At 64.8% G+C, this 24,979-nt stretch carries 24 protein-coding genes and 1 tRNA gene; 16 read left to right on the top strand and 9 right to left on the bottom strand.

Features of this window, described 5'->3' with window-relative positions:
• Window positions 1–42: 42 nt before the first annotated feature.
• Window positions 43–477, top strand: coding sequence for a winged helix-turn-helix transcriptional regulator (locus X265_RS21765; protein ID WP_128966669.1), 435 nt, complete (start codon window positions 43–45; stop codon window positions 475–477).
• A gap of 93 nt (window positions 478–570) precedes the next feature.
• Here X265_RS21765 and dprA read toward each other — a convergent pair whose 3' ends face one another.
• Window positions 571–1,713 (bottom strand): DNA-processing protein DprA, encoded by a 1,143-nt coding sequence (gene dprA, locus X265_RS21760; RefSeq protein ID WP_128966668.1) that lies wholly within the window; start codon window positions 1,711–1,713, stop codon window positions 571–573.
• 90 nt (window positions 1,714–1,803) lie between these two features.
• Here dprA and X265_RS21755 point away from each other — a divergent pair, with 90 nt between their 5' ends.
• Complete coding sequence (locus X265_RS21755; RefSeq protein ID WP_128966667.1) at window positions 1,804–3,048, top strand: amidase; 1,245 nt, start codon at window positions 1,804–1,806, stop codon at window positions 3,046–3,048.
• Here X265_RS21755 and X265_RS21750 read toward each other — a convergent pair.
• The 4 genes from X265_RS21750 to X265_RS21735 all read right to left on the bottom strand — a co-directional run bounded on the left by X265_RS21750 (window position 3,040) and on the right by X265_RS21735 (window position 7,266).
• Window positions 3,040–4,209, bottom strand: a complete 1,170-nt coding sequence (locus X265_RS21750) for a patatin-like phospholipase family protein (protein WP_164938732.1) — start codon at window positions 4,207–4,209, stop codon at window positions 3,040–3,042. The two genes, X265_RS21755 and X265_RS21750, sit on opposite strands and share 9 nt — an antisense overlap.
• Before the next feature lie 170 nt (window positions 4,210–4,379).
• Window positions 4,380–4,976: a glycerol-3-phosphate 1-O-acyltransferase PlsY gene (gene plsY, locus X265_RS21745; protein WP_128966665.1), complete on the bottom strand. Its 597-nt coding sequence runs from the start codon at window positions 4,974–4,976 to the stop codon at window positions 4,380–4,382.
• A 35-nt stretch (window positions 4,977–5,011) separates the two neighbouring features.
• On the bottom strand, window positions 5,012–6,313 hold the full coding sequence (locus X265_RS21740) for a dihydroorotase (protein ID WP_128969361.1): 1,302 nt from the start codon (window positions 6,311–6,313) through the stop codon (window positions 5,012–5,014).
• Between the two features lie 5 nt (window positions 6,314–6,318).
• Window positions 6,319–7,266, bottom strand: coding sequence for an aspartate carbamoyltransferase catalytic subunit (locus X265_RS21735; protein WP_092291136.1), 948 nt, complete (start codon window positions 7,264–7,266; stop codon window positions 6,319–6,321).
• 238 nt (window positions 7,267–7,504) lie between these two features.
• On the opposite strand from X265_RS21735, the gene X265_RS21730 reads away from it, so the two are divergent.
• From X265_RS21730 to X265_RS21715, 4 genes are all read left to right on the top strand, one after another.
• Window positions 7,505–8,254 carry a M15 family metallopeptidase gene (locus X265_RS21730; protein ID WP_128966664.1) on the top strand — a complete coding sequence of 250 codons (750 nt, stop codon included), beginning with the start codon at window positions 7,505–7,507 and terminating at the stop codon, window positions 8,252–8,254.
• Between the two features lie 18 nt (window positions 8,255–8,272).
• On the top strand, window positions 8,273–9,916 hold the full coding sequence (locus X265_RS21725) for an acyl-CoA dehydrogenase family protein (RefSeq protein ID WP_128966663.1): 1,644 nt from the start codon (window positions 8,273–8,275) through the stop codon (window positions 9,914–9,916).
• 23 nt (window positions 9,917–9,939) lie between these two features.
• Window positions 9,940–10,704 (top strand): CPBP family intramembrane glutamic endopeptidase, encoded by a 765-nt coding sequence (locus tag X265_RS21720; RefSeq protein ID WP_128969360.1) that lies wholly within the window; start codon window positions 9,940–9,942, stop codon window positions 10,702–10,704.
• 199 nt (window positions 10,705–10,903) lie between these two features.
• A complete protein-coding gene (locus tag X265_RS21715; protein WP_244659351.1) occupies window positions 10,904–11,593 on the top strand; it encodes a CPBP family intramembrane glutamic endopeptidase in 690 nt (229 codons plus the stop codon).
• A 3-nt stretch (window positions 11,594–11,596) separates the two neighbouring features.
• On the opposite strand, the gene X265_RS21710 is transcribed toward X265_RS21715, so the two are convergent.
• On the bottom strand, window positions 11,597–12,520 hold the full coding sequence (locus tag X265_RS21710; RefSeq protein ID WP_128966662.1) for an AEC family transporter: 924 nt from the start codon (window positions 12,518–12,520) through the stop codon (window positions 11,597–11,599).
• A gap of 3 nt (window positions 12,521–12,523) precedes the next feature.
• Complete coding sequence (gene ruvX, locus X265_RS21705; protein ID WP_128966661.1) at window positions 12,524–13,015, bottom strand: Holliday junction resolvase RuvX; 492 nt, start codon at window positions 13,013–13,015, stop codon at window positions 12,524–12,526.
• A 46-nt stretch (window positions 13,016–13,061) separates the two neighbouring features.
• Between ruvX and X265_RS21700 the strand changes: the two genes are divergently transcribed.
• A complete protein-coding gene (locus X265_RS21700; RefSeq protein WP_128966660.1) occupies window positions 13,062–13,277 on the top strand; it encodes a hypothetical protein in 216 nt (71 codons plus the stop codon).
• Here X265_RS21700 and X265_RS21695 read toward each other — a convergent pair.
• Entirely contained in the window at window positions 13,264–14,154 is an 891-nt protein-coding gene (locus tag X265_RS21695; protein WP_128966659.1) for a LysR family transcriptional regulator, read from the bottom strand. The genes X265_RS21700 and X265_RS21695 overlap by 14 nt on opposite strands.
• A 96-nt stretch (window positions 14,155–14,250) precedes the next feature.
• On the opposite strand from X265_RS21695, the gene X265_RS21690 reads away from it, so the two are divergent.
• The 8 genes from X265_RS21690 to X265_RS21650 all read left to right on the top strand — a co-directional run bounded on the left by X265_RS21690 (window position 14,251) and on the right by X265_RS21650 (window position 22,022).
• Window positions 14,251–15,228 (top strand): NAD(P)H-dependent flavin oxidoreductase, encoded by a 978-nt coding sequence (locus tag X265_RS21690; protein ID WP_128966658.1) that lies wholly within the window; start codon window positions 14,251–14,253, stop codon window positions 15,226–15,228.
• A 17-nt stretch (window positions 15,229–15,245) separates the two neighbouring features.
• Entirely contained in the window at window positions 15,246–16,322 is a 1,077-nt protein-coding gene (locus tag X265_RS21685; protein WP_128966657.1) for an NAD(P)H-dependent flavin oxidoreductase, read from the top strand.
• Window positions 16,323–16,460: 138 nt separating this feature from the next.
• On the top strand, window positions 16,461–16,748 hold the full coding sequence (gene gatC / locus X265_RS21680) for an Asp-tRNA(Asn)/Glu-tRNA(Gln) amidotransferase subunit GatC (RefSeq protein ID WP_063194894.1): 288 nt from the start codon (window positions 16,461–16,463) through the stop codon (window positions 16,746–16,748).
• An 18-nt stretch (window positions 16,749–16,766) separates the two neighbouring features.
• Complete coding sequence (locus X265_RS21675; RefSeq protein ID WP_128966656.1) at window positions 16,767–16,979, top strand: hypothetical protein; 213 nt, start codon at window positions 16,767–16,769, stop codon at window positions 16,977–16,979.
• Window positions 16,976–18,451: an Asp-tRNA(Asn)/Glu-tRNA(Gln) amidotransferase subunit GatA gene (gene gatA, locus X265_RS21670; RefSeq protein ID WP_128966655.1), complete on the top strand. Its 1,476-nt coding sequence runs from the start codon at window positions 16,976–16,978 to the stop codon at window positions 18,449–18,451. The genes X265_RS21675 and gatA overlap by 4 nt, the downstream gene beginning before the upstream one ends.
• Window positions 18,442–18,744: a hypothetical protein gene (locus X265_RS21665; protein ID WP_128966654.1), complete on the top strand. Its 303-nt coding sequence runs from the start codon at window positions 18,442–18,444 to the stop codon at window positions 18,742–18,744. The genes gatA and X265_RS21665 overlap by 10 nt, the downstream gene beginning before the upstream one ends.
• The gene (gatB, locus tag X265_RS21660) at window positions 18,741–20,219 is read left to right on the top strand and encodes an Asp-tRNA(Asn)/Glu-tRNA(Gln) amidotransferase subunit GatB (protein ID WP_128966653.1); all 1,479 of its coding nucleotides are present in this window, start codon (window positions 18,741–18,743) and stop codon (window positions 20,217–20,219) included. The genes X265_RS21665 and gatB overlap by 4 nt, the downstream gene beginning before the upstream one ends.
• A gap of 1,536 nt (window positions 20,220–21,755) precedes the next feature.
• The gene (locus tag X265_RS21650) at window positions 21,756–22,022 is read left to right on the top strand and encodes a hypothetical protein (RefSeq protein ID WP_128966651.1); all 267 of its coding nucleotides are present in this window, start codon (window positions 21,756–21,758) and stop codon (window positions 22,020–22,022) included.
• A gap of 317 nt (window positions 22,023–22,339) precedes the next feature.
• Here the strand turns inward: X265_RS21650 and X265_RS21645 are convergent.
• Window positions 22,340–22,432: transfer RNA gene (locus X265_RS21645), tRNA-Ser, on the bottom strand.
• 664 nt (window positions 22,433–23,096) lie between these two features.
• Between X265_RS21645 and X265_RS21635 the strand changes: the two genes are divergently transcribed.
• Window positions 23,097–24,674 (top strand): porin, encoded by a 1,578-nt coding sequence (locus tag X265_RS21635; RefSeq protein ID WP_128966649.1) that lies wholly within the window; start codon window positions 23,097–23,099, stop codon window positions 24,672–24,674.
• Window positions 24,675–24,979 lie beyond the last annotated feature (305 nt).

Genomic DNA, 24,979 nt, shown 5'->3' with positions numbered 1-24,979 from the left:
AGTGACTGTCAAAATCCCCGCAAGAACGCACTTTTTTGAGCCATGGGCACATCATTGAAACCGAAGCACAGCGATTTGCCTGCCGCGCCAAGGCCAAATCAAAGGCCCGAACCCATGCCGGATCCCAACCACGCGGACTGCCGCGGGGTTGCCTCCGTGCTGTCCCGCGTCGGCGACAAATGGAGCGTGTTCGTCATCATGATGCTCAGCGACGGGCCGAAACGTTTCAACGAGCTGAAGCGCATGATCAACGGCATCTCGCAGCGGATGCTGACCCTGACCTTGCGCGGCCTCGAGCGCGACGGCTTGGTCACGCGCACGATCTTCCCGACCATTCCGCCGCGCGTGGATTACGAGCTGACCGACCTCGGCCGCGGATTGCAGCAGCCGGTGAAGGCGCTCGGCGAGTGGGCGATCAAGCATCAGGAGCAGATTGCCTCCGCGCGCACCCGCTTCGACGAGCGCAACAACGCGTAGAGCGTCGGCTGGGTCGGCTCTCAGTGGCTCACCTCTCCGTACGGGAGAGGTGAGCCGAGCTCTGGGCCGGCAACTACAGAACTCAATTCGTTTCTAGATCAGCGACACCAGACCGCCGCCGTGACGCTCGAGGCGACCGGCAAGCTCAAGCTCCAGCAGCACGGTGCGCACGATCGCGGCCGAGGCGCCGGACATCCTCACGAGATCGTCGATCGAGATCGGGGTGGGGCCGAGCAGGTCAGTGATCTGGTCGCGATCGTGCGCTTGCGGATCGCTTTCGAACGGTTCGCTGTCGGGCTCGCGGGCGGGAATCATCAGCGGCCGCTCCATGATCGGCTGCACCGCGTTGATGATGTCGGACGCCTCCGTGACCAGCGTTGCGCCCTGCTTGATCAGATCGTTGGTGCCGGCGGCGCGGGGATCGAGCGGCGAGCCGGGCACCGCGAACACCTCGCGCCCCTGTTCGGCGGCCATCCGCGCGGTGATCAGCGAACCCGAGCGGTGCGCCGCCTCCACCACGACCACGCCGAGCGCGGCACCCGAGATCAGCCGGTTGCGGCGCGGGAAGTCGCGGGCGCGTGGCTCGTGGCCGAGCGGCATTTCGGAAATGGCAGCGCCCTGATGATCGAGAATCGCGGCGAGCAGGTTGCCATGCTCGGGCGGATAGATGCAGTCGTGCCCGCCGGCGAGCACCGCGACGGTGCCGGTCTCGACGCTGGCGCGATGCGCAGCCTGGTCGACGCCGCGGGCGAGCCCCGAAATGGTGATGAAGCCGGCTTCGCCGAGCTCGCGCGCGAGCTGGCCGGCGAATTTGAGGCCGGCGCCGGAGGCATTGCGCGAGCCGACGATCGCGATCATCGGCCGCATCAACGTCCTGGTGTCGCCGCGCACGGCGAGCAGCGGCGGGGCATCGTCGAGCGTCGCCAGACGCGCCGGATAGCCGTCCTCCTCGGGCGCGAGCCAGGCGATGCCGCATTGGCGGCTCGCGGCGAGCTCGGCCTTCGCTTCGTCCACGCTACAGATGCGCCCGGATCGCTGTGCACCGCCGCGGCGCGCCAGGTCGGGCAGCCGCTCCAGCGCGGCGCGCGCCGTGCCGAAGTGATCGACCAGCGAGCGAAAAGTGCGCGGCCCGACATTGTCGGAGCGGATCAGCCGCAGGCGGTCGATCCGCTCCTGCTCGGTCAGCTCCACATTGGGATTGATAGCGTCCACGGCGTCTCCTTGCAGGCGCAGCATGGAACAACCTGAGGGCGTGGGCAACAGGGACGTGCGCTTGCGCGGTCTCGCCCCGATGCTAAAAGCGATGCCAATAAGAAGGATTTTGCCATGATCTCACTTGCCGACCTCCAGCGCCGCATCGAAGCGGGGGAGCTTTCGCCCGATGACGCCATCGCGCAATCGCACGCGGCGATCGAGGCCAGGGAGAAGGGCGTCCGCGCCTTCGTCCGGCACGACAAGGCTGCGAAGGCGCAAGCCGCCGGCCCGCTGCGCGGTATCGCAGTCGGCATCAAGGACATCATCGACACCGCCGATATGCCGACCGAGATGGGCTCGGAGATCTATCGCGGCTGGCAGCCGCGCAGCGACGCACCTGTGGTGATGATGCTGAAGCGGGCGGGGGCCACCATCATCGGCAAGACCACGACCACGGCTTTCGCCTCGCGCGATCCGACGCCGACGCTCAATCCGCACAATCCCGGTCATACGCCCGGCGGCTCGTCTTCGGGCTCGGCGGCAGCCGTTGGCGCCGGCATGATCCCGCTGGCGCTGGGGACCCAGACCGGCGGCTCGGTGATCCGGCCCGCCGCCTATTGCGGGGCTGCGGCGATCAAGCCGTCGTTCCGCATGCTGCCGACGGTCGGCGTGAAATGCTATTCGTGGGCGCTCGACACGGTCGGCCTGTTCGGGTCGCGCGCGGAAGATCTCGCGCGCGGCCTTTTGGCGATGACCGGCCGGACGGAGTTCTCCGACATAGTCCCGGCGAAGTCGCCGCGCATCGGCGTGGTCAGGCAGGAGTTCGCCGAGGCCGTGGAGCCGGCGGCCGAAGAGGGACTGCTGGCTGCGATCAAGGCGGCCGAGAAGGCCGGCGCCAGCGTGCACACCATCGATTTGCCCGAGGCGGTCAAGGAAGCCTGGCGCATCCATCCCATCATCCAGGATTTTGAAGCGCATCGCGCGCTCGCCTGGGAGTACGACCAGCATCACGACGAGATCGCGCCGATGCTGCGCGCCAGCCTCGACGAGACCGTCGGGCTGACGCCGAAGGAATACGACGACGCCCGCCGCATCGCGCGTCGCGGCCGCCGCGAACTCGGCGAACTGTTCGAAGGGTTCGACGTGCTGCTGACTTATTCCGCGCCGGGTACCGCGCCGGCCAAGGAGCTCGCCTCGACCGGTTCGCCTCGCTACAACAGGCTGTGGACGCTGATGGGCAATCCTTGCGTCAATGTGCCCGTGATGAAGATCGGCGGCCTGCCTGTCGGCGTGCAGGTGATCGCGCGCTTCGGCAATGATCCCGGCGCGCTTTCGGCAGCGTGGTTTTTGGAGAACGCGCTGGCGAAATCAGGCTAGCGCGGGCTCGGCCGCGGGCGAGGCGTGCTGGGCTTTCGCGCTCACGGCACCTTGGCCGAGCCAGCGCTCGGCGGCAGCGCGGCCGCTTCGGTGCAGCAGGCGTATGAAACCGCGGCCGAGATCGGTGGATGAGCGCTGCGCAAGTCCGTCAACATGATCTTCTGCCGCGATCCTGGAGAGGCGCAGCGCTGGCGCGGCAGAGACTTGCGCCCATGCGATCGCGGCGATCTCGGCGTTGAGCGCGGCATTGGCGGCGATCTGGTCGAGCCGGCGATCGATCGCGGCGAGCGTGATCGGCACGTAGCCGTCGCGCGTCGGCGTGACCTGGACCAGCAGCAAATCGGCGGTCGTCGATTGCTGCGCCAGCTTGATCAGCGGCGGATTGCCGCCGAAGCCGCCGTCCCAATAGGCCTCACCGTCGATCTCGACGGCGCAGTGAACCAGGGGCGGACAGGTCGAGGCCAGCGCAACGTCGGCGGTCACAGCATCGTTGCCGAAAATCTGCTGCTGCCCGTCGCGGATCCGCGTCGCAGCGATGAGCAGCTTCGGGCATTTTGCGTCGCGCAGGGCTTCAAAATTGATGTCGCGCGACAGCGCCTGGCGCAGCGGATCGAGGTCGAACGGATCGAACTGGCCCGAGCGCAGCGTCGGCCCGAACGCGACCGAGCTTCCGGCCGGCGAGAAGCCGCCGAGCAGCATCAGCGAACGGAACGAGGCCTCGTGCATCAGCCGGACCCAGAACCTGTTCAGCCGTGCGCGCGCCGCTTCGCGGCCGCCTTCGGCAAGGCCGCCGGCGAGCAGCAGCGCGTTGATGGCGCCGGCACTGGCGCCGCTGATCGTGTCGAATTCAATGGACGGCTCTTCCAGCAGCCGTTCCAGCACGCCCCAGGTGAAGGCGGCAAAGGTGCCGCCGCCCTGCAGCGCCAGCGAGAGTTTTCGCGGCGGCCATCGATTGGAACGAGGCTGCTCGACTGGCGCGGTCGCCGTTACAGCCGGAGCAGGCGCTTGCGGCGCGGGAGCGGGCGGCGGCGCTGGGGAAAGAACAGGATCGGGTTTGGGCGCGGGCGCGTCGGACCAGATGTTGGTGGTCAGGAGCAGCCGGCTTGCCGCAGTGCCCTGCGAGCCACCGTCATCATGCGTGCCGACAATCTTCTCGCTCATTCTGAGCAACCGCGTAACGCCATTTGCCCGTCAGGATGACAGGCATGGAACCTGTCCGCTACTCCCAGCCGTGAGCAGGCGCCGAGTTGCGAACAGGATTTGGCATATAATGCGGAAGAGGTGCGGCGGTATCCGTACTTTTTCCGGCTTCTTGTTTCGAGAAGCGCGACTTAAGCCTTTTCGCCGATGCGGCCTTCTTTTCCTGATTGCAGCCGCTTGATGTTCTCGCGATGCATGTAGAACAGCAGCAGTGTCAGCACGACGGACAGCGAGGCCAGTGCGAGGTGGCCGAACCACCACAGGAACAGCGGCGTGATGAAGGCCGCCACCAGCGCCGAGAGCGAGGAATAGCGGGTGGTGAACGCGGTTGCGAGCCAGATCAGGCAGAACACCAGCGCCGCCGGCCAGAACAGGCCGAGCAGGATGCCGATATAGACCGCGACGCCTTTGCCGCCCCGAAATTTGAGCCAGACCGGGAAGAGATGGCCGAGGAAGGCGCCGAGGCCGGCCACCATCGCGGCATTGGGACCGGCGATGTAGCCCGAAATCACCACTGCCGCGGTGCCCTTGAGCGCGTCGAGCAGCAGGGTCGCTGCCGCAAGGCCCTTGCGGCCGGTGCGCAGCACGTTGGTGGCGCCGATATTGCCGGAGCCGATCGAGCGCAGATCCTGCGTGCCGGCGAGCCTGGTCAGGATCAGCCCGAACGGAATCGAGCCGAAGAGATAGCCGATGACGAAGGCCACCGGCAGGAATGCATCAAGCCCCATGGCCGTGTCTCCATGGCTGACATAGCCAGCGCCCATTAGACATGCTCGTACACCGTTCGCCCGCCGACGATGGTCCTGATGGCGCGACCCGTAAAGCGGGCTTCGTCGAACGGGGTGTTCTTGCACGGCGATTTGAGGTCGGCGGGATCAACCACCCAGGGCACGTCGGGGTCGATCACGACGACGTCGGCCGGGCTGCCGACGCGCAGGGTTCCGCCCGGCAGGCCGAGCAGTTCGGCCGGCCTTGTCGACATCGCCCGGATCAGCGTCTTGAGGTCCATCTCGTCGTTATGGACGAGGCGCAGGCCCGCCGGCAGCATGGTCTCGAGGCCGATCGCGCCGGGAGCGGCTTCGGCGAAGGGCAGGCGCTTGACCTCGACGTCCTGCGGATTGTGGTCGGACATGATGACGTCGACGAGGCCGGAGGCGACGGCGGCGACCATCGCGCGGCGGTCGTCCTCGGCGCGCAGCGGCGGCGACACCTTCAGGAACGAGCGGTACGGGCCGATGTCGTTTTCGTTCAGCGCAAGATGGTTGATCGAGACAGAGGCGCTGACGGCAAGGCCGGCGTCGCGGGCGCGCTGCAGGATCTCGAGCGACTCGATGCAGGACAGCGCGGCGGCGTGGTAGCGGCCGCCGGTCAATGCGACGAGGCGCATGTCACGTTCGAGGATGATGGCCTCGGCGGCCTTCGGAATGCCCATCAGGCCGAGGCGCGAAGCGAACTCGCCCTCGTTCATCACGCCTTCGCCGACAAGGTCGGGATCCTCGGTGTGATGCACGATCAGCGCGTCGAAATCCCGCGCGTAGGTCAGCGCGCGCCGCATCACCTGCGAATTGGTGACGCTGCGGTCGCCGTCGCTGAAGGCGACGGCGCCGGCGGCCTTGAGCAGGCCGAACTCGGTCATCTCCTCGCCGCGCATGCCCTTGGTGAGCGCCGCCATCGGCTGGATGTTGACGATCGCGGTGTCGCGGGCGCGGCGCATCACGAAGTCGACCGTCGCCGAATTGTCGATCACCGGTGCCGTGTCGGGCTGGCAGATGATGGTGGTGATGCCGCCGGTCGCGGCCGCCTGGCTAGCCGAGGCAAAGGTTTCGCGATGGCTGAAGCCGGGCTCGCCGACGAAGGCGCGCATGTCGATCAGGCCCGGTGCGACGATCTTGCCGGAGCAATTGACGACGTCGGTGCCTTCGGGGATGCCGGCCGCACCGATGCCGCGGCGGGTTTCTCGGATGATGCCGTCGGCGATCAGGACGTCGCCGGGGCCGTCGAAATCCCTGGAGGGATCGACGACGCGGGCGTTGGCGAGCAGGATGGGGCGGCGGTCGATCAGCATGGCCATCACGCGTTCGGCAGGTTACGGGCGAGCGCTTCCAGCACCGCCATGCGCACGGCCACGCCCATCTCCACCTGTTCGCGGATCAGGGACTGGGCGCCGTCGGCGACCGCGGTGTCGATCTCGACGCCGCGGTTCATCGGGCCGGGATGCATCACGAGTGCGTCGGGCTTGGCATAGCCGAGCTTCTTCTGGTCGAGCCCGAAATAGTGGAAATATTCGGAAGTCGACGGCACGAACGAGCCGTTCATGCGCTCGCGCTGAAGCCGCAGCATCATGACGATGTCAGCGCCGTTGAGGCCCTCGCGCATGTCGCGCGCGACCTCGACGCCCATCCGCTCGATGCCGGGCGGCAGCAGCGTGGAGGGGCCGACCACGCGGACCCGGGCGCCCATCGTGTTGAGCAGGATGATATTGGAGCGCGCGACACGCGAATGCAGCACGTCGCCGCAGATCGCGACCACCAAGCCCTCGATCCGGCCCTTGTTGCGGCGGATGGTGAGGGCGTCGAGCAGCGCCTGGGTCGGATGTTCATGCGCGCCGTCGCCGGCATTGATCACGGAACCGTCGACCTTGCGCGCCAGCAGTTCCACCGCGCCGGAGGCGTGATGGCGCACCACCAGGATGTCGGGGTGCATGGCGTTCAGCGTCATCGCGGTGTCGACCAGCGTCTCGCCCTTCTTGATGGACGAGGAGGACACCGACATGTTCATGACGTCGGCACCCAGGCGCTTTCCCGCGAGCTCGAACGAGGACTGGGTCCGGGTCGAGGCTTCGAAAAAGAGGTTTACTTGCGTCCGTCCACGCAGGACCGTGCGCTTCTTGTCAACCTGGCGGTTGAGCTCGACATATTCTTCGGACAGGTCGAGGAGGCCGGTGATGTCGGCCGCGGAAAGGCCCTCGATGCCCAGCAAATGCCGGTGGCCGAGGACGAAGGTCGATTTCGATGTCATTAAAGCGAGAGCTATAGGCGCGGATGGCTGGGGGAGCAAGGGCCAAAGCCGGGGCGGTGAGTTATCCCCCGATCTGTCGGGTTTGGGCCCTCAATTTCCGTCATGCCCGGGCTCGTCCCGGGCATCCACGTTCTTGCATCAGCGTCGCAAAAAGGGCGTGGATGGCCGGGCATAGGCTAACGGAAGCGACGCCGTCCTTCAGACGGCTGTGCCCGGCCATGACGATGCGGAGGCAAAGTTGAAATCACTTCTAATTGCGGTCATTGCGATAACCACAGTCACGTCTGCTTCAGCGCAATCCCTTCCCGGTGGTTTCGTCTATTTGCGCGACGTCGATCCCACCATCATCCAGGACATCCGCTATGCGACGTCGAACAATTTCGTCGGTCGTCCGCTGGCCGGTTACAACGCCGGAGAATGCGTGGTGAAGCAGGAGGTGGGACTGCGGCTGAAGGCGGTTCAGCAGGAGCTGGCGACACAGAGCCTGTCGCTGAAGATGTTCGATTGCTACCGGCCGGCGCGCGCCTCGCTCGACATGGTAAAGTGGTCGCAGAACGGCCGTGAGACCGCGGCCGAGCGGCGCTACAATCCGCGGATCCCGAAAACCGAGCTGTTTCGTCTCGGCTATATCGCAAGCCACTCGCAGCATTCCACCGGTGCTGCGCTCGACCTCACTTTGGTCGATCTCAAGGCCGACAATGCCGCCAAGATCGATCCTTCAAGATCCTACGCGGATTGCACCGCGCCGGCCGCGGCGCGGCTGCCGGAGGGCAGTGTGGACATGGGCACCGGCTATGATTGCACCGATGCAATGGGGCATACCGCAGCACCGTCGATCACGAAGGAACAGCGCGCCTGGCGCAAGCGGCTGGTGGCCGCGATGGCGAGGCAAGGCTTTGTGAACTATTCGAAGGAGTGGTGGCATTTTTCCCTGCCGGGGGCGGGCGGGGCAGCCTATGATTTCCCGATCCAGCCGCGGCGGAACTGAGTCTGCCAAGGAAACCAGATGACCCAGCCCAGCTTTGCAACCCACGAGGTCTTCAACCAATCGCCTCCGTTCGAGGACGTCGATCTGTTCGCCGTGGATCGCCCGCTGGTCGAAGCGGTGAAGGCCAATGGCGGCGCAGCGGCGGAACAGGAGCTGTCAGCGTTCGGGAAGCATTGGGGCTCGGCGGCGATGGCCGACCGGGGGCGTATTGCCAACGAGAACACGCCGAAGCTTCGCACTTTCGACGCCAAGGGCAATCGCCGCGATCAGGTCGAGTTTCATCCCGCCTACCACGAGCTGATGGCACACAGCGCCCATGCGGGCGTGCACATCTCGACGTGGACCGCGGATGGAAAGCCCGCGGGCGATGCGGCCGAGGTCATTCGTGCCGCAAAATTCTACATGGCTGCGCAAGTCGAGACCGGCCATCTCTGCCCGATCACGATGACGCGTGCCTCTGTCGCCGCATTGGCCATGCAGCCGGATCTGCTGGCGCGTGTCATGCCGGTTCTGTCGACCAGGAGTTACGACCCCAGCTTCGTGCCATGGCGGGACAAGCGCGGCATGACGCTCGGCATGGGCATGACCGAGAAGCAGGGCGGTACCGACGTGCGCGCCAACATGACGCGAGCGGTGCGCGACGGCAATACCTACCGCATCACGGGCCACAAATGGTTCATGTCGGCGCCGATGTGCGATGCGTTCCTGGTGCTGGCGCAGGCAGATAGCGGACTGACATGCTTTTTCATGCCGCGCTTTGCGCCTGACGGATCCGTCAACGCGATTCAGTTCCAGCGGCTGAAGGACAAGCTCGGCAATCGTTCCAATGCATCCTCGGAAGTGGAGTTCGTCGGCGCCTATGCCGAGCGCGTCGGCGAGGAGGGCAGGGGCATCCGCACCATCATCCAGATGGTGCAATTGACGCGGCAGGATTGTGCGATTGCCTCGGTCGGGCTGATGCGATCGGGCCTTGCGCATGCGCTGCACCACGCCCGTCACCGCAGTGTGTTCCAGAAGCATCTGGCCGACCAGCCCTTGATGCAGGCGGTGCTGTCCGACATGGCGCTGCATGTGGAAGCGAGCACGGCACTGGTGATGCGGCTCTGCCTCGCGTTCGACCGCACGCCCCATGATCCGGCAGAGGCCGCCTATATGCGACTGCTGACGCCGGCGATCAAATACTGGACCTGCAAGAGCGCGCCGCCATTCCTCTACGAAGCCATGGAGTGTCTCGGCGGCAACGGCTATGTCGAGGACGGCATTTTGGCGCGCCACTACCGGGAGTCACCGGTCAACGCGATTTGGGAAGGCTCCGGCAACGTCATGTGCCTCGACGTGCTGCGCGCGCTCTCGCGCGAGCCCGAGGCGGCGATGTCGGTGCTGCAATCCCTGGCGGCCGAGACGAAAGGATTGTCCGGGGCGGGCGAGGCCGTCGCGTTCATCGGCAAGACCTTCCGCCGCGCCGACGGCGAGCGCGTCGCGCGGCTCGCGGTCGAGAAGCTGGCGCTGCTGGCCGCGGCTGCGGCGCTGAACGGCGTCTCGTCTCACCACGCTGAACTTTTCGCTGCCACGCGGCTTGCCGGTAGTCATGCCAGCATGTACGGCGCGGTCGAGCTCGAGAGCGGCGATGTGCGTGCGCTGCTCGAGCGGGCGCTGCCGTGAGCCTTCCAACCGAAAGCCTCCTGATGGACTCCCTCAATCCCGACCATCCGCCGCTCGTCGAGACGCCGGCGCTGCCGCGCGTCTGGAAATTCTGGGGCACGGCGCTGTGGGGCCTCGGCATTTTCTTCGCCATGTTCGTCGGCCAGCTTGGCGCCGTCGTTCTGCTGGTGGGGCTGCGCGGCCTGCCGATGGACCTTGCTTCGGTGCAGGTCGTCGGCCGCGAGCCGCAGGCGCTGGCACTCTCGGTCATCATGGGCCTGCCGGCGACGCTCGCGGCGGTGTGGCTCGCCATTCGCATCAAGAAGGCATCCTTCGCCGACTACCTCGCGCTGTACTGGCCGAGCTGGCGGCAATTCCTGCTCGGCGCGGCCGGGCTGCTGCTGACCGTGCTGGCCTGGGAGGTGGTTTCGCGATCCCTCGGCCGCGAGGCCACGCCGGGCTTCATGACCAATCTGTTGAAATCCGGCCGCGACAACGGCGCTGCGCTGTTGATGCTTTTCGCCTTCAGCGTGGCCGCGCCGATGTCGGAAGAGGTGCTGGCGCGCGGCTTCCTGTTCCGTGGCTGGTCGGAGAGCTTCCTGCGCGTGCCCGGCGCGATCATCCTGTCGTCACTGGTGTGGACGGCGGTGCATCTGCAATACGATCTCTACTTCCTCGCCGAGGTGTTTTCCATCGGCCTGTGGTTCGGCTATATGCGCTACCGCGCGGGTTCGCTCTGGCTCACCATCCTGCTGCATGCGCTGAACAACATGACCGCGGTGGTGCTGACGATGTGGTTGGGGAGCTGAGACGGGGTCGTCAGACACAGGGCGGCCTCTCACCATGGTGCTCGGTCGGAATTGTCCGCCCGACAATCCTCGGATAGGCTAGGTAGAACTATTTCCCACCTTCGCTGCGACGTTGTCGCGGAAAGCTCGCATGTCCGATCTCCCAAACGCCCTCCCGCCGGCCGCTGGCTCGACCCGGCCGCCTCGGACATGGGATTTCATGGAGACGTTGTTCGTCGTCCTGGTCGCGTATGGCGTTCATATCGTTGCAGGCCAACTCATACTGACCGTCATCTTGAGCATACCGAGCGCGATGAAAGGTCTGTCGTCAGACCAGATCGACGTCTTATGGAATCAGCCAAATTGGCAGAGCGCGGGCAAAATTGCGTCGGCTCCTGTTGCTGTCGCAGTTCTTTGGATTGCGATCCGAGAGGCGGGAAGGGAGTTCTCCGAGTACTTGGCTCTGAATTGGCCGCGTCCTCGCGAGATTATGGTGGCCTTGGGCGTCTCGGTCGTTATGTTTCTCCTCAAGACTCTGATCGCGTACGCCGTTGTCGGTGGGCAGGAGCCGAGCACGAATGCGTATGTCGTGGGCGGCGGTGCAGGCGGATTGCTGCTCATGCTTGTCGCGGGCTGCATTGCAGCCCCGGTCGTCGAGGAGCTCGTCGTTCGAGGCTTTATGTTTCGCGGTTGGTCAAAAACTTTTCTTGGGCCGATCGGAACGATTGTGCTCACGTCAATCCTATGGAGCGTCGTCCACCCATACGATTGGCTTTCGCGCCTGTATATTTTCCTTGATGGACTTGCGCTCGGCTATTTCCGCTGGCGCTGGAATTCAACCTGGCTGGCGGTGATTATGCACTCGACGTACAATATAGCCTTCTTCTTCTTGATGGGACCGTACATCTAGCGCTCACGCCACCAGCGCGATCGCGATCGGCATGGTGATTGCCGCCAGGATCGTCTGCAGCGTGATGATCTGCGCCAGCAGCGGCGCGTCGCCGCCCATCTGGCGGGCGAGCACATAGGCGCTGGGCGAGGTCGGCACCGCCCCGCAGATCGCGACGATCGCGAGGTTGGTGCCCGACAGCCCGAACCAGACGGCAAGCGCCAGCGCGAGCACGGGCATCAGGACCAGCTTGAATGCCACGCCGAGAGTTGCGCCCAGGCTCAGGCGGAGGAGGCCCTTGAGCTGCAGGCCGGCACCGGTGACGAGCAGGCCGATGGCGAGCGAGGAGCGGCCGAGCGCGTCCGCGACCTCGTGCCAGATTTTTGGCAGCGGCAGATGGAGGACGTTGATGGCAAGACCGATCGCGCATGCCCAGATCAGCGGATTGCGGATCACCGTCATGACGATGGCGCGGGCGGATTGCTTCTCGGGCGAAGCGTAATGCGCGAGCACGGCAACACTGAACACGTTCACCAGAGGGATGATCGCGACCATCGCCACCGAGGCGAGCGCCAGTCCGACTTCGCCGAACAGGTTGGCGGACACAGATAGCGCCACATAGGTCTGCCAGCGCGTCGCGCCCTGGAAGATCGAGGTGAAGGCGGGGCCGTCGATGCCGAGCCGCGCCAGGGCAGGGCGCAGCGTGAGGCAGAGCAGCGACATCGTCAGTGCCGACAGCAGTAGCGCGCCGCCGACGCCGGCGACCGGCACTTTTGTAAGGTCTGCCTTCACCAGCGTCTGGATCAAGAGCATCGGAAACAGCACGAAATAGGTCAGCCGCTCCAGCCCGTGCCACTGGGTGTCGAGCCGCATCAGGCTGTGCCGAAGCACCACGCCGAGCACGATGAGAATGAAGACCGGCAGCAGCGCCGCGATCACGACCGCCATGGATCAGCCATTCCCCGGGGCCGTGCGGAGATTTGCGAGCCGGTCGAGCGCGCCCTGCAGGATGAAGATCGCGGCGTGCTCGTCGATCACCTCGGCGCGCTTGGCGCGGCTGACGTCCATGCCGATCAACTCGCGCTCGACCGCCGCGGTCGAGAGGCGCTCGTCCCAGAGGCCGATGGGCAGCGTCGTCAAATTGGCGAGATTGCGGGCAAACGCCCGGGTCGACTGCGCGCGCGGCCCCTCGCTGCCGTCCATGTTGATGGGCAGGCCGAGCACGAAGCCGACGACCTTCCGCTCGTTGGCGATCGCGAGCAGACGGGCAGCGTCCTGCTTGAACTGCTTGCGCTGGATGGTCTCGACACCGGTCGCAAGCCGGCGGTCCGGATTGGACACGGCGACGCCGATGGTCTTGGTACCCAAGTCAAGGCCGATCAGCCCGCCGCGCTCGGGCCAGTGGGTTGCAGCTTCGACGAGAGGCAGGATAAGAGCCGGCATGGACTAGCGCATATCATGCGTCGCGCCGCGGAGTGAACCCGTAACGATGGATGCACTGACACTATTCGGCCTGTTTGCCGTGACGGCGATGCTGGTCTGCTATGCCTTGGAGGACCGCAGCCATTGGTTCGTTTTGCTGTTCGCCGCCTCGTGCGCGCTTGGATCGGCCTACGGCTTCCTGCAAGGTGCCTGGCCGTTCGGTCTCGTCGAGGCGATCTGGGCTTTCGTCGCGCTGCGGCGGTGGTGGATCAGGCCGCGATGATGTCGTCATCCCCGGTCAGGCAGGACAGGAAGCCGCTCAGTGCGCTGTATTGATGTCCGGCGCGGCGCTGGATGAACAGCGTCTCGACGCGGGCATGCGACGGGCTCAAGCCATGCATCGTCACGGCACCGTTCATCGCGCTGCGCTCGACCACGGCGCGCGGCAGCAGCGTCACGCCCATGTCGGCGGCGACGCAGCCGATCATGCCGTCGAGCGTACCGAGTTCGAAGCGCGCTGCCGAAGGCCAGCCGAACTCGACGAAAATCTGCTCGAGGCGCTGGCGGTAGGTACAGCCGGTGCGGAACACCAGCGCGGTGGGGCCCGATTCCGGCGTGCCGGCACGCAACTCGGCGAGCGAGGCCCAGCGCCGCGCGCTGACCAGCACCAGCTCTTCGCGAAACGCGCTTGTTGCGGCGAGGTCGGCATGCGCGATGGGCCCGGCGACGAACGCACCATCGAGCGTGCCTTCGAGCACGCCGGCGACGAGATCGGCCGTCGGCGACGTCCGCAGGCTCAATCGCACGGCCGGAAAGCGGCGGTGGAAATCAGCGAGCAGCGGCGGCAGCCGCACGGCGGCCGTCGTCTCCATCGAGCCTATCGACAGCGGTCCCTTCGGCTCGCCATCGTCGCGTGCGGCGAGCACAGCCTCGTGCGACAATGCCGTCATTCGATGCGCGTAGGGCAAAAGGCGCTTGCCGGCGCCGGTCAGCGCCATGCCGCGGCTGTGGCGCTCGAACAGCGGCGTGCCGATCTCGGCCTCCAGCGCCTTGATGCGCTGAGTGACGTTGGATTGGACCGTGTTGAGCTCTTCGGCGGCGCGGGTGATGCCGCCGGCGCGGGCCACCGCGGCAAAGGTCTTGAGGTCGCTCAGTTCCATGGCGTCGTTTCGCTTTTGTGATGGCAGCGTTCGCATCAATTCATTTTTCGAGAATGCTAGTTGGGCCTAATGTTCCTGTCCAGAGTGGGAGACCTCATGCCGATCACCACGCCTTTGACGGAGCTTCTCGGGATCAGGCATCCGATCCTGTTGGCGCCCATGGACACCATCGCGGGCAGCCGGCTGACGCGCGCCGTCAGCGAGGCCGGTGGTTTCGGCATTTTGGGCGGTGGCTACGGTGACCGTGCCCGGCTTCAGGTCGAGACCGCCGAGCTGAAGGGCCTTGCACCGTTCGGGATCGGCTTCATCACCTGGAGCCTGGCAAAGCAGCCCGAACTTCTCGACATTGCGCTGGAGGCGCGCCCGCAGGCGGTCATGCTGTCGTTCGGCGATCCCGCGCCGTTCGCGCCTCGGATCAAGGCAAGCGGGGCCCGACTGATCTGCCAGGTGCAGAGCGAAGATATGGCGAAGCAGGCACTCGATGCCGGCGCAGAGATCTTGATCACGCAGGGGACCGAGGCGGGTGGCCATGGTGCTTCGCGCACCACGGTCGATATCGTGCCCGCGATCGTCGATCTTGCCGCCGGGCGCGTGCCTGTGGTCGCGGCCGGGGGCATCGCCGATGGCCGGGGCCTCGCGGCGATGATGATGCTGGGCGCATCCGGCGTGCTGATCGGCACGCGGTTCTATGCGAGCGTGGAGGCCAATGGCGCCGCGGAGGCCAAGGAGCGCATTCGTACCGCTGACAGCAATGGCACCGTGCGCGGCGTCGTTCCTGATTGGTCGCGAAAACTGTTCTGGCCCGCGCCGTTCACCGCGCGCACGCTCCTCAACACCCATATCAAGAGCTGGACCGGCCGCGAGATCGAGCTGATGCAGCGCGCAGACGAGATCGCCAGGGAGTATGCCGCGGCGAAAATGGGGGGCGATTTCGAAATTGCGGCCGTCTTTGCCGGAGAAGCGGTCGGCCTTATCCATGATATTCCACCGGCAGCCGAGATCGTCGAGCGGATTGCGTCCGAGGCCGAGCAGTTGCTTGCCGGCCGGCGCAACTCCATCGCATCACTCGCCTGAACCAAGAGAGACTTACCATGTGGCCTGACCGTCGACTGATCGATCTCTTCAAGACTGAATTCCCGATCGTGCTGGCGCCGATGGCCGGCGTGATGGATGCGGAACTGGTGATTGCCGTGGCCGAGGGCGGCGGGCTCGGTTCGCTGCCGAGTGCGATGCTGTCGCCGGAGAAGGCGCGCGAGCAGGTCAACGTCATCCGCCAGCGTGTGAAGGCGCCGGTGAACATGAACTTCTTCTGCCACACGCCTGTCGATCTCACGCCCGATGCCGAAGCGCGCTGGAAGCAGCGGCTCGCCGATTATTACACCGAGCTCGGTCTCGATCCGGCGGCGCCGATCAACGCGGCGAACCGCGCGCCGTTCGACGCTGCCTTCTGCGAGGTGGTCGAAGAGCTGAAGCCGGAAGTGGTCAGCTTTCATTTCGGCCTGCCGGAGCAGACGCTGCTCAAGCGAGTCAAGGCGGCGGGCTGTCTCGTTATCTCGTCGGCGACGACGGTGAAGGAGGCGATCTGGCTCGAACAGCGCGGCGTCGATGCCGTCATTGCGCAAGGCGCCGAGGCCGGCGGTCATCGCGGCATGTTTCTGACCGAGGAGATCGCCGAGCAGCCCGGTACCTTCGCGCTGGTGCCGCAGGTCGCCGATGCCGTGAAGGTGCCTGTCATCGCGGCCGGCGGCATCGCTGATGGTCGCGGCATTGCCGCCGCCTTTGCGCTCGGCGCCTCCGGCGTGCAGATCGGCAGCGCCTATCTGCGCTGCCCGGAGTCCAAGGTCAGCGCGGGCGGTCGCAAAGCGCTCGCCGAGGCGGGCGATGATTCCACCGTTATCACCAACGTGATGACCGGACGGCCGGCGCGTGGTGTCCAGAACCGCCTGATGCGCGAGGCCGGCCCGATCTCGCCCGATGCGCCGCCATTTCCCCATGCCGCGACGGCGCTGGGGCCGCTGAAGGCGGCTGCCGAAAAGCAGGGCAGGGTGGATTTCACCAATCTGTGGGCTGGCCAGGCCGTCGCGCTCGGCCGCGAGGTCCCCGCAGCCGAATTGACCCGGGATCTCGCCAAATCGGCGCTGGCCCGCATGAAAGCGCTGGCCGGGTAGGAGCCAGGTTATTGTTTGCGCATGGTCTTTTCGGAAAACCGCTTTGCACTTTTCCGGACCATGCGCTAGCGCCGGTTGCGGCGCAAAACCGGCCTCTGCTATACGGCACATAGGTTTTGCCGTGAGAGGCCTTATATAATGTCCGTCGACGCCGCTACCGTCCGCCGCATCGCGCATCTGGCGCGCATTGCGGTTTCCGAGGATGAGGTTCCGCATCTGCAGGGCGAGCTCAACGCCATGCTCGCCTTCGTTGAGCAGCTCTCGGAGGTCAATGTCGAGGGTGTGGAGCCCATGACCTCGGTGACGCCGATGCAGATGAAGAAGCGGCAAGACGTGGTCAATGACGGCGACATCGCCGACGATATCGTTGCCAACGCGCCCGCGACCGAAGGTCACTTTTTCCTCGTGCCGAAGGTCGTTGAATAATTCCTAGGACAAAGTCCGATGTGTCTGCTTTGCGACGATGAGAAGGCCTATCAGGCCTACATGAATTACCTCGACAAGATGGAGCGGCAGGGCAAGGCTGCCGATCCCGATGTCGCCGTCAATGCCGTGCTCGACGAACTCCAGGCGGCCGCGAATGCAGCCGCCAAAAAAGACGACCCGGCCAACGACAAGACCCTGTCTCCTTTCTTCTGCAGCCCGATCAATAAATGACCGATTTGACATCGCTGACGCTCGCCGAGGCCCGCAAGGGTCTCGCCGACAAGACTTTCACGTCACTCGAACTGACCGACGCGCATCTGTCCGCGATCGAAGCCGCGCGCGTGCTCAATGCCTTCGTGATGGAGACGCCCGACCAGGCGCGCACCATGGCGCGCGAGGCCGATACCAAGATCGCCAAGGGCGACGCCGGTCCGCTCGCCGGCATCCCGCTCGGCATCAAGGATTTGTTCGCGACCAAGGGCGTGCGCACCACGGCGTGCTCGAAGATCCTCGGCAACTTTGTGCCGACCTACGAATCCACCGTCACCTCGCAGCTCTGGCGCGATGGCGCGGTGATGCTCGGCAAGCTCAACAATGACGAGTTCGCGATGGGCTCGGCCAACGAGACCTCGTGCTTCGGTCCGGTCGGCAATCCCTGGCGGCGCGAGGGAAGCAACACCACGCTGGTGCCGGGCGGCTCGTCCGGCGGTTCGGCCTCGGCCGTGGCGGCACTGCTGTGCATGGGCGCGACGGCGACTGACACCGGCGGCTCGATCCGCCAGCCGGCCGCGTTCACCGCGACCGTCGGCATCAAGCCGACCTATGGCCGCTGCTCGCGCTGGGGCATCGTCGCCTTTGCATCCTCGCTCGACCAGGCCGGTCCGATCGCCCGCAGCGTGCGCGACAGCGCCATGCTGCTGCGCTCGATGGCGGGTCATGACCCGAAGGACACGACCTCGGTCGATATTGCGGTGCCTGACTACGAGGCCGCGATCGGCAAGTCGGTGAAGGGCATGAAGATCGGCATTCCCCGGGAATACCGTCTCGACGGCATGCCGGCGGAGATCGAGAAACTCTGGAGCCAAGGGGCAGAGTGGCTGAAAGCAGCCGGCGCCGAGCTGGTCGAGGTGTCGCTGCCGCACACCAAATACGCGCTGCCGGCCTACTACATCGTGGCGCCCGCGGAGGCGTCGTCCAACCTCGCGCGCTATGACGGCGTCCGCTACGGCCTGCGCGAGCCGGCCAAGAACATCATAGAGCTCTACGAGAACACCCGGGCCGCAGGTTTCGGCGCCGAGGTACGCCGCCGGGTCATGATCGGCACTTACGTGCTCTCCGCCGGCTATTACGACGCCTACTATCTGCGCGCCCAGAAGGTGCGCACGCTGATCAAGAAGGACTTTGAGGATTGCTTCGCCGCGGGCGTCAACGCGATCCTCACGCCGGCGACGCCGTCGGCGGCCTTCGGCATCGGCGAGAAGGGCGGCGCCGACCCCGTCGAGATGTATCTCAACGACATCTTCACGGTGACCGTGAACATGGCGGGGCTGCCGGGCATCGCGGTGCCCGCCGGCAAGGACGCGCAGGGCCTGCCACTCGGTCTGCAATTGATCGGCCGCCCGTTCGAGGAGGAGACGCTGTTCTCGCTCGGCGAGGTGATCGAGCAGGCCGCCGGCCGCTTCACGCCCGCGAGGTGGTGGTGAATGTCGCCGACTTCATCGCAAGTCTCGGCGGCGCGGCGCCGGCGCCGGGTCTGAACGCGCCGCTCGCCGGCCTGTGGTGGGCTGCAAAGGGTGATTGGGACCGGGCGCACAAGATTGTGCAAGACGACAATGGCCGCGACGCTGCCTGGGTGCATGCCTATCTGCACCGCGTCGAAGGCGATCTCGGCAACGCCGGCTACTGGTACCGCCAGGCCGGCCAGCCCGCGGCAAAGGATTCATTGGAAGCGGAGTGGGAGCGGATCGCTGCCACGCTGCTCGGGAGCAGGACATGAGCACGGCCACGCACAAGCTTCTCAAAGGAGCCACCGGCGATTGGGAGGTGGTGATCGGCATGGAGATCCATGCCCAGGTGACCTCGAAATCAAAGCTGTTCTCGAGCGCCTCGACCGCGTTCGGCGGCGAGCCGAACACGCAAGTTTCCCTCGTCGACGCGGCCATGCCGGGCATGCTCCCGGTGATCAACGAGGAATGCGTCAGGCAGGCTGTCCGGACCGGGCTCGGTCTCAACGCAAAGATCAATCTGCGTTCGGTATTCGACCGCAAGAACTATTTCTATCCGGACCTGCCGCAGGGTTATCAGATCAGCCAGTACAAGTCGCCGATCGTCGGCGAAGGCGAGGTGATCGTCGAGCTCGAGGGCGGCAGGACCGCGACGATCGGCATCGAGCGGCTGCATCTGGAGCAGGATCCGGCAAAGATGCTGCACGACAAATTGCCGTCGCAGTCGCTGATCGATCTCAACCGCTGCGGCGTGGCGCTGATGGAGATCGTCTCCAAGCCCGACATCCGCGATGCCGAGCAGGCCAAGGCCTATGTGACCAAGCTGCGATCGATCCTGCGTTATCTCGGCACCTGCGACGGCGACATGGAGAAGGGATCCCTGCGCGCCGACGTCAACGTCTCCGTGCGCAAGCCCGGCGGGCCGCTCGGCACCCGCTGCGAGATCAAGAACCTGAACTCCATCACCTTCATCGGCCAGGCGATCGAGTATGAGGCGCGGCGCCAGATCGAGATTTTGGAGGACGGTGGCCGGATCGACCAGGAGACGCGGCTCTACGACCCCAACAAGGGCGAGACGCGGTCGTTGCGCTCCAAGGAAGAGGCGCATGACTACCGCTACTTTCCCGATCCGGATCTGCTGCCGCTGGAGCTCTCGCAGAGCTTCGTCGACGAGCTCAAGGCGAAGCTGCCCGAGCTGCCGGACCAGAAGAAGGCGCGCTTCGTCGCCGACTTCGGCCTGTCGGCTTACGACGCGGGCGTGCTGGTCGCCGAGCGCGAGAGCGCGGTGTTCTACGAGACGGTGCTCGACAGGCTCGCCAACCGCGCTCGCGACGGCAAGATGGCGGCGAACTGGGTGATCAACGAGCTGTTCGGCCGTCTCAACAAGGAAGGCCGGGATATTACGGGCTCTCCTGTCACGCCCGAGCAACTCTCGGGGATCATCGACCTGATCGGCGAGGGCACCATCTCCGGCAAGATCGCCAAGGATCTGTTCGAGATCGTCTGGCAGGAGGGCGGCGACCCGCGTGCGCTGGTCGAAAGCCGCGGCATGAAGCAGGTGACGGATCTTTCGGCGATCGAAAAGGTTGTCGACGACATCATCGCGGCCAATCCCGACAAGGCTGCGCAGGTGAAGGATAAGCCGCAATCGCTCGGCTGGTTCGTCGGCCAGGTGATGAAGTCTTCGGGCGGCAAGGCGAACCCGCAGGCTGTCAACGAGCTGCTCAAGTCCAAGCTCGGCGTCTAGCCTCGCGCCTTCGGACGAGGTGACGATGCCTCTCGTCACCTCGCTTCATCGCGATGCGAACGCTCGCACGCGTCATCGACGGCAAACATCATCCCATCCAAGCGCGATGCGACGACCGAATCGCAGTCCTCGCGATTCGCGCAAAACGGCGTCTTGCACACGCTCCGACGCGCGCCTCCGCCGTTAAGCATGAAAATAATTTCGTTGCCAACATTCGCGACTCAGAGTCCGCGACTCCGCCTTGCGATGCAGTCGCGCGCTTTGCAGCGTGCGCGCTCGCACCGATCGCGCGTGATGTGCGCGCACAGAATAATACTTGCTGCATAGTGTTTTCCTGCAATCGCGACGCTTGCCGACGTCGATGTTGCGCGACGCGTTTGCAATCGCAGTGGCGTCTCTCCGCGTGTCCGCAAATCAAGCGCGGCTGGCGCACGCGCGCTGCGTCGTCAACACTTCCTTAAGTCAGAAGATGTTTTTTTCGTCGTGTTGGTGTATTCGGGGTGAGTGCATTCGATCCCCGAATGCGCACAGCGATTAAAGCCATCTCACACATCGGAGGGCAACATGGCCAAGAAAGCGAAGAAGGCGAAGAAGGCGAAGAGCGCAGTGAAGAAGACTGCGAAGAAGACCCGCAAGGTCGCGAAGAAGAAGAAGTAACTTCGCTTCTGAAGTTGCCGGCTCCAGCAGCCGGCACGTCATCAGCGCCTCCTAGAGGTTCTGGTCGACGATAGAGGGTGTCGGCGAGACATCAGGTCAACGGTCGGATCGTCAGCTTTCGCGAGCTCGCTCGTCAAAGTCCGGTCCGGCAGAAGAAACAAGTTTTCTTCGCTCGGTGCGGTCTCCTTGAACAAAGGCTCCGCAATTCCACAAGCGGCCTTCGGGCCTCGACGGAATATGGTCCTGACGTGTTCGCCGACGCCCTCGTTCTCCTTGAGGCCGGGGTATTGCCGGCATCCCTTTCCCGACATTGTTGATCTGACCGCGACGTGGTCGCGCCGCTTCTGTCATGCTGGCCTGATGGCTCGGCAAGAGAAGCAAGGCGGGCTGCGGCGTGATTGCGCGCCGCTTCGCCAGGCGCGGTGTCATCGCCCGGCGCCGACCGGGCGATCCAGTCCGCCGCCGCTTCGCGGGGCACGACCGTGGCCTCTGGATATTGGGTCACCGGCCTTTGCGGGTGACGACAGTTGAAGGGAAGCAACCACAGCGCCGGCACCACCGTGTGCGATGGTTATCGATGTCCCAAAATCCTGCGGTAAACGGAATCTGACCAATCTCAGAAGTGCCTGCAAATCAGGGACTTCTTGCAACGCCGGCGCTTGTGGTCCGCGCGCGCGTTTACGTCTGCTTCATCGCGATACTTAAACTGCCATTCAAATTTGCCCGCCATCATCGCCTCCAAGAAGCCGGCAAACGGCAACGGGCGAGAAGCCCAGGGGTGAGTTGAACAACGCATGATCCGGAAGGATCGCGCAATCAGAGTTGGACGGGAGCCGCGCTCGGGGGAACGAGCCGGCATAAGAAAAAAGGGGATGCGTTATGTTTCAGGGTACTTTCGATCTCGATGCGGCAACGCCGATCGATTCGAGCGCGCTGTCGGATGTGCTGTTCGAGCGCGGAATCTACTGGGCAAGCGGCCGCTCGGGTCTGGTCGATCTCGTCGCCGCGCACAAATGGTTCAACCTTGCCGCGCTGAAGGGCCGCAAGGACGCCGTCGCGCTGCGTCAGGAAGTGGCCGGCCAGATGTCGGACGCAGAGATCTCCGCCGCGCAGCGTGAGGCGAGGGCGTGGGTGTCCGCTCATTGAGCTGAGCAAGACACCAAACCCGTGCGATCCCGACAAGAACGACTGCGGGCCGAGCCTATGGCTGCCGATTCAGATCGCGCCCGTCGATCGCGATCCGGAACCCGGACGTCTGACTGAATGTCGGGGCGGATCAGGCCGTTTCTGATATGCCCGCGACTGGCGGATATGGCGCTCCCACGCCTGGGCGTGCGCACGCCATATTATAAGGACAGCGCGAATCAAGCGGGACCAGCCGCGCGGATCCTTGCGCCAGGCTTTCTAGCCTTGCCGTAACCGCCTTCCGGGGGAGGGAACGCGCAGACCTTGATTCTGCGGGGTGGCGGAGAGAGAGGGATTCGAACCCTCGATACAGCTTGAGACCGTATGACGCTTTAGCAAAGCGTTGCCTTCAGCCACTCGGCCACCTCTCCGGTGCGAGCCTTATGCCTCCAATTGCTCGGGCCGGTCAATTTGGAAGCGTGTGTTTTCGTTCAAATATTCCCAACGATTTCCATCAGCAAGGATGTCCGCCCTGATTCCCTGGTCTTCCAGGCGACTTCCAGCCTTTTTACAGTGTCTCTATACAGTGTCTCTGCCGCGCCCGGTGCGCGGCCCTGGGGACCGCGGATCACAGAGCGTTACCGGGCATTACACATGCCTTTGAGTCTTCGTGCCGATTCCACGATTCGGGCGCCTCGGAGCGACGGATGTGCGTAAGTCCGCGCGCCAGCCATGAGACCGGGAACTGTGGGGGCAAATGGAACCTGTCGAAAAAGATAAGTAAAAACAATGATTTGCCGGCGCCGTTCGATCACATCTGCGTGTTATTTGTGCAACACCCGTCGGAAAACACGCTTCATCGGGCCGTTTCGGAGCGTTCTCTTGTTGTGTGTGCAAGGACGTTCGGTAATTGTGAACGGGCGACGGAGGGGGGCATCCCAAGGTCGTCCCGTTTAGGTCTTTCGCTTAAGTCCCTCGCGTTCATGCGGGTGTGTCCGAAGACGCGAAGGTGGCCAAAGCGGTGATTTAGAGGGGGTTGGGGAATTGGCCGTTCGGGTCAGTGACCTTCCCTGAAGAGCAACTTGGAGGTTTAACATGAAGTTGGTTAAGAGCCTTTTGCTCGGCTCAGCGGCGGGTCTGATCGCCGTGGGCGGAGCTCAGGCAGCCGATCTCCCCGTGAAGGCCAAGGCGGTCGAATACGTGAAGATCTGCTCCCTGTACGGTGCGGGTTTCTACTACATCCCGGGCACCGACACCTGCATCAAGCTGGGTGGTTATCTGCGCGCTGAAGTCGCGCTGAACACCAACTCGGACTTCAGCGGTCAGCTCACCGGCAACAACGGCGCGCGCAACCGTCTGACGAACTACTACACCATCCGCGCTCGTGAAGACCTGAACATCGACACGCGCACCGCCACCGAATACGGCGTTGTCCGTACCTTCTTCGACGGCGTGTTCTCGTGGACGACCGGTAACTACAACGGCACCGGCAGCGCGTTCGGCGGCACCGCCTACAGCGGCACGCTGGCTCTGAACACCTCGGGTGCGACCCCGGCTCTCGTTGGTTCCTCGATCAACGGTACCGACGGCAACACCTCGGCCGGTTCGCTCGGCGTGTACTACGCCTTCATCCAGTTCGCTGGCTTCACGATGGGTAAGGCCGTGTCGCAGTTCGACGCGCCCTGGACCAACTATCCCGGCAACAACTTTGACTCTCTGCCCGGCGGTTCCGGCACGGTCACTGGTATCACGCAGTTCAGCTACACCGCTGACTTCGGCCAGGGCGTGACGGCTTCGTTCTCGGCGGAAGATCCGACGGCTTACATGCAGGCCGGCAACCAGAACCTGAGCGGCGCAAGCGTGGCTGGCATGGTCGGTGGCGCCTACGGCGTCAACGCCATCGGTGGTTCGCGTTCTCCGAACCTCGTCGGTGCGGTGCGTGTCGACCAGGCTTGGGGTCTGTTCCAGGCGTCGGTTGCGGCGCATGACAACCACGTTGCCTACTACGGCGCGACCGAGCCGACCGGCCACCCCGACGACAAGTGGGGTTGGGCAGTTCAGCTCGCTCTGTCGATCAAGAACATCCCGACCGGCGCGGGTGACACGATCAACGTGCAGGCGGTCTACACCGACGGTGCGACCCGCTACAACTTCCAGAACCTCGCGGGCAGCAGCTACTCGATGTTCTCGGGCGCGTCGACCGCGGGTTCCTACCAGAGCGTCGGCTTCGCCAATGCTCCGGACACGGTGTACATCACCGGCGGTTCGCAGGAGACGGTCAAGACCTGGGGCTTCCGTGGTGCTTACACCCACAACTGGGATCCCTACTGGAACACCTCGCTGTACGGCGCTTACGCTCAGGCGCAGTTCGGCACCGTTGCCAAGACCGCGCTCTGCGGCGCCACTGGCACCGGCGGCGTGTTTGGCGGCCTGGCTGGCGTGACGGCTTGCAACCCCGACTTCGCAGTCGGCTCGGTTGGCGTCATCACCCGCTGGACCCCGGTCAAGAACCTCACGTTCTCGGCTGACCTGAACTGGCTCCGCGTCGACCAGAAGTACGCTGGTAGCTTCGCCTACGGCGGCGGCGGCACCACTGCCAAGCCGGCTGCGGTTTACGACCTCAAGGATCAGGACACGGTCACCCTGCTCCTCCGCGCTCAGCGCAACTGGTAAGTTCGGTCTAACGACCTGACGAGAGAGCCCCGGCGGGCAACCGCCGGGGCTCTTCTTTTGAGCGGTGCGGGAAGTGATCCAGCCGCGCGGCGGGCGTGGCGCGTCGTCGCGTGATGCGTCGTCCGATCCAGGTGCCCGAGCCGGCTCCAGCCCTTGCAGTTCAGGCTGTTGCCCAATTCCTTCGTGAGCGTTCGGCCGGGGGGCCTGCCGTCCACGCCCGCCCAATTGAGCGGGCATCATGGCTCGTCGATTGATCCGCCCGGATTTTAGAGATTCCCGACGGGCAACGCGGCCGACTACCCAGT

This window comes from Bradyrhizobium guangdongense, from assembly GCF_004114975.1.
Classification (GTDB): Bacteria; Pseudomonadota; Alphaproteobacteria; order Rhizobiales; family Xanthobacteraceae; genus Bradyrhizobium; species Bradyrhizobium guangdongense.
This window is presented reverse-complemented; position numbering and strand designations above follow the sequence as displayed.

Coding starts and splice junctions, on each gene's coding strand:
- X265_RS21765 (WP_128966669.1), top strand. CDS start 43: ATGGGCACATCATTGAAACCGAAGCACAGCGATTTGCCTGCCGCGCCA.
- dprA (WP_128966668.1), bottom strand. CDS start 1,713: ATGCTGCGCCTGCAAGGAGACGCCGTGGACGCTATCAATCCCAATGTG.
- X265_RS21755 (WP_128966667.1), top strand. CDS start 1,804: ATGATCTCACTTGCCGACCTCCAGCGCCGCATCGAAGCGGGGGAGCTT.
- X265_RS21750 (WP_164938732.1), bottom strand. CDS start 4,209: ATGAGCGAGAAGATTGTCGGCACGCATGATGACGGTGGCTCGCAGGGC.
- plsY (WP_128966665.1), bottom strand. CDS start 4,976: ATGGGGCTTGATGCATTCCTGCCGGTGGCCTTCGTCATCGGCTATCTC.
- X265_RS21740 (WP_128969361.1), bottom strand. CDS start 6,313: ATGCTGATCGACCGCCGCCCCATCCTGCTCGCCAACGCCCGCGTCGTC.
- X265_RS21735 (WP_092291136.1), bottom strand. CDS start 7,266: ATGACATCGAAATCGACCTTCGTCCTCGGCCACCGGCATTTGCTGGGC.
- X265_RS21725 (WP_128966663.1), top strand. CDS start 8,273: ATGACCCAGCCCAGCTTTGCAACCCACGAGGTCTTCAACCAATCGCCT.
- X265_RS21720 (WP_128969360.1), top strand. CDS start 9,940: ATGGACTCCCTCAATCCCGACCATCCGCCGCTCGTCGAGACGCCGGCG.
- X265_RS21715 (WP_244659351.1), top strand. CDS start 10,904: ATGGAGACGTTGTTCGTCGTCCTGGTCGCGTATGGCGTTCATATCGTT.
- X265_RS21710 (WP_128966662.1), bottom strand. CDS start 12,520: ATGGCGGTCGTGATCGCGGCGCTGCTGCCGGTCTTCATTCTCATCGTG.
- ruvX (WP_128966661.1), bottom strand. CDS start 13,015: ATGCCGGCTCTTATCCTGCCTCTCGTCGAAGCTGCAACCCACTGGCCC.
- X265_RS21700 (WP_128966660.1), top strand. CDS start 13,062: ATGGATGCACTGACACTATTCGGCCTGTTTGCCGTGACGGCGATGCTG.
- X265_RS21695 (WP_128966659.1), bottom strand. CDS start 14,154: ATGGAACTGAGCGACCTCAAGACCTTTGCCGCGGTGGCCCGCGCCGGC.
- X265_RS21690 (WP_128966658.1), top strand. CDS start 14,251: ATGCCGATCACCACGCCTTTGACGGAGCTTCTCGGGATCAGGCATCCG.
- X265_RS21685 (WP_128966657.1), top strand. CDS start 15,246: ATGTGGCCTGACCGTCGACTGATCGATCTCTTCAAGACTGAATTCCCG.
- gatC (WP_063194894.1), top strand. CDS start 16,461: ATGTCCGTCGACGCCGCTACCGTCCGCCGCATCGCGCATCTGGCGCGC.
- X265_RS21675 (WP_128966656.1), top strand. CDS start 16,767: ATGTGTCTGCTTTGCGACGATGAGAAGGCCTATCAGGCCTACATGAAT.
- gatA (WP_128966655.1), top strand. CDS start 16,976: ATGACCGATTTGACATCGCTGACGCTCGCCGAGGCCCGCAAGGGTCTC.
- gatB (WP_128966653.1), top strand. CDS start 18,741: ATGAGCACGGCCACGCACAAGCTTCTCAAAGGAGCCACCGGCGATTGG.
- X265_RS21650 (WP_128966651.1), top strand. CDS start 21,756: ATGTTTCAGGGTACTTTCGATCTCGATGCGGCAACGCCGATCGATTCG.
- X265_RS21635 (WP_128966649.1), top strand. CDS start 23,097: ATGAAGTTGGTTAAGAGCCTTTTGCTCGGCTCAGCGGCGGGTCTGATC.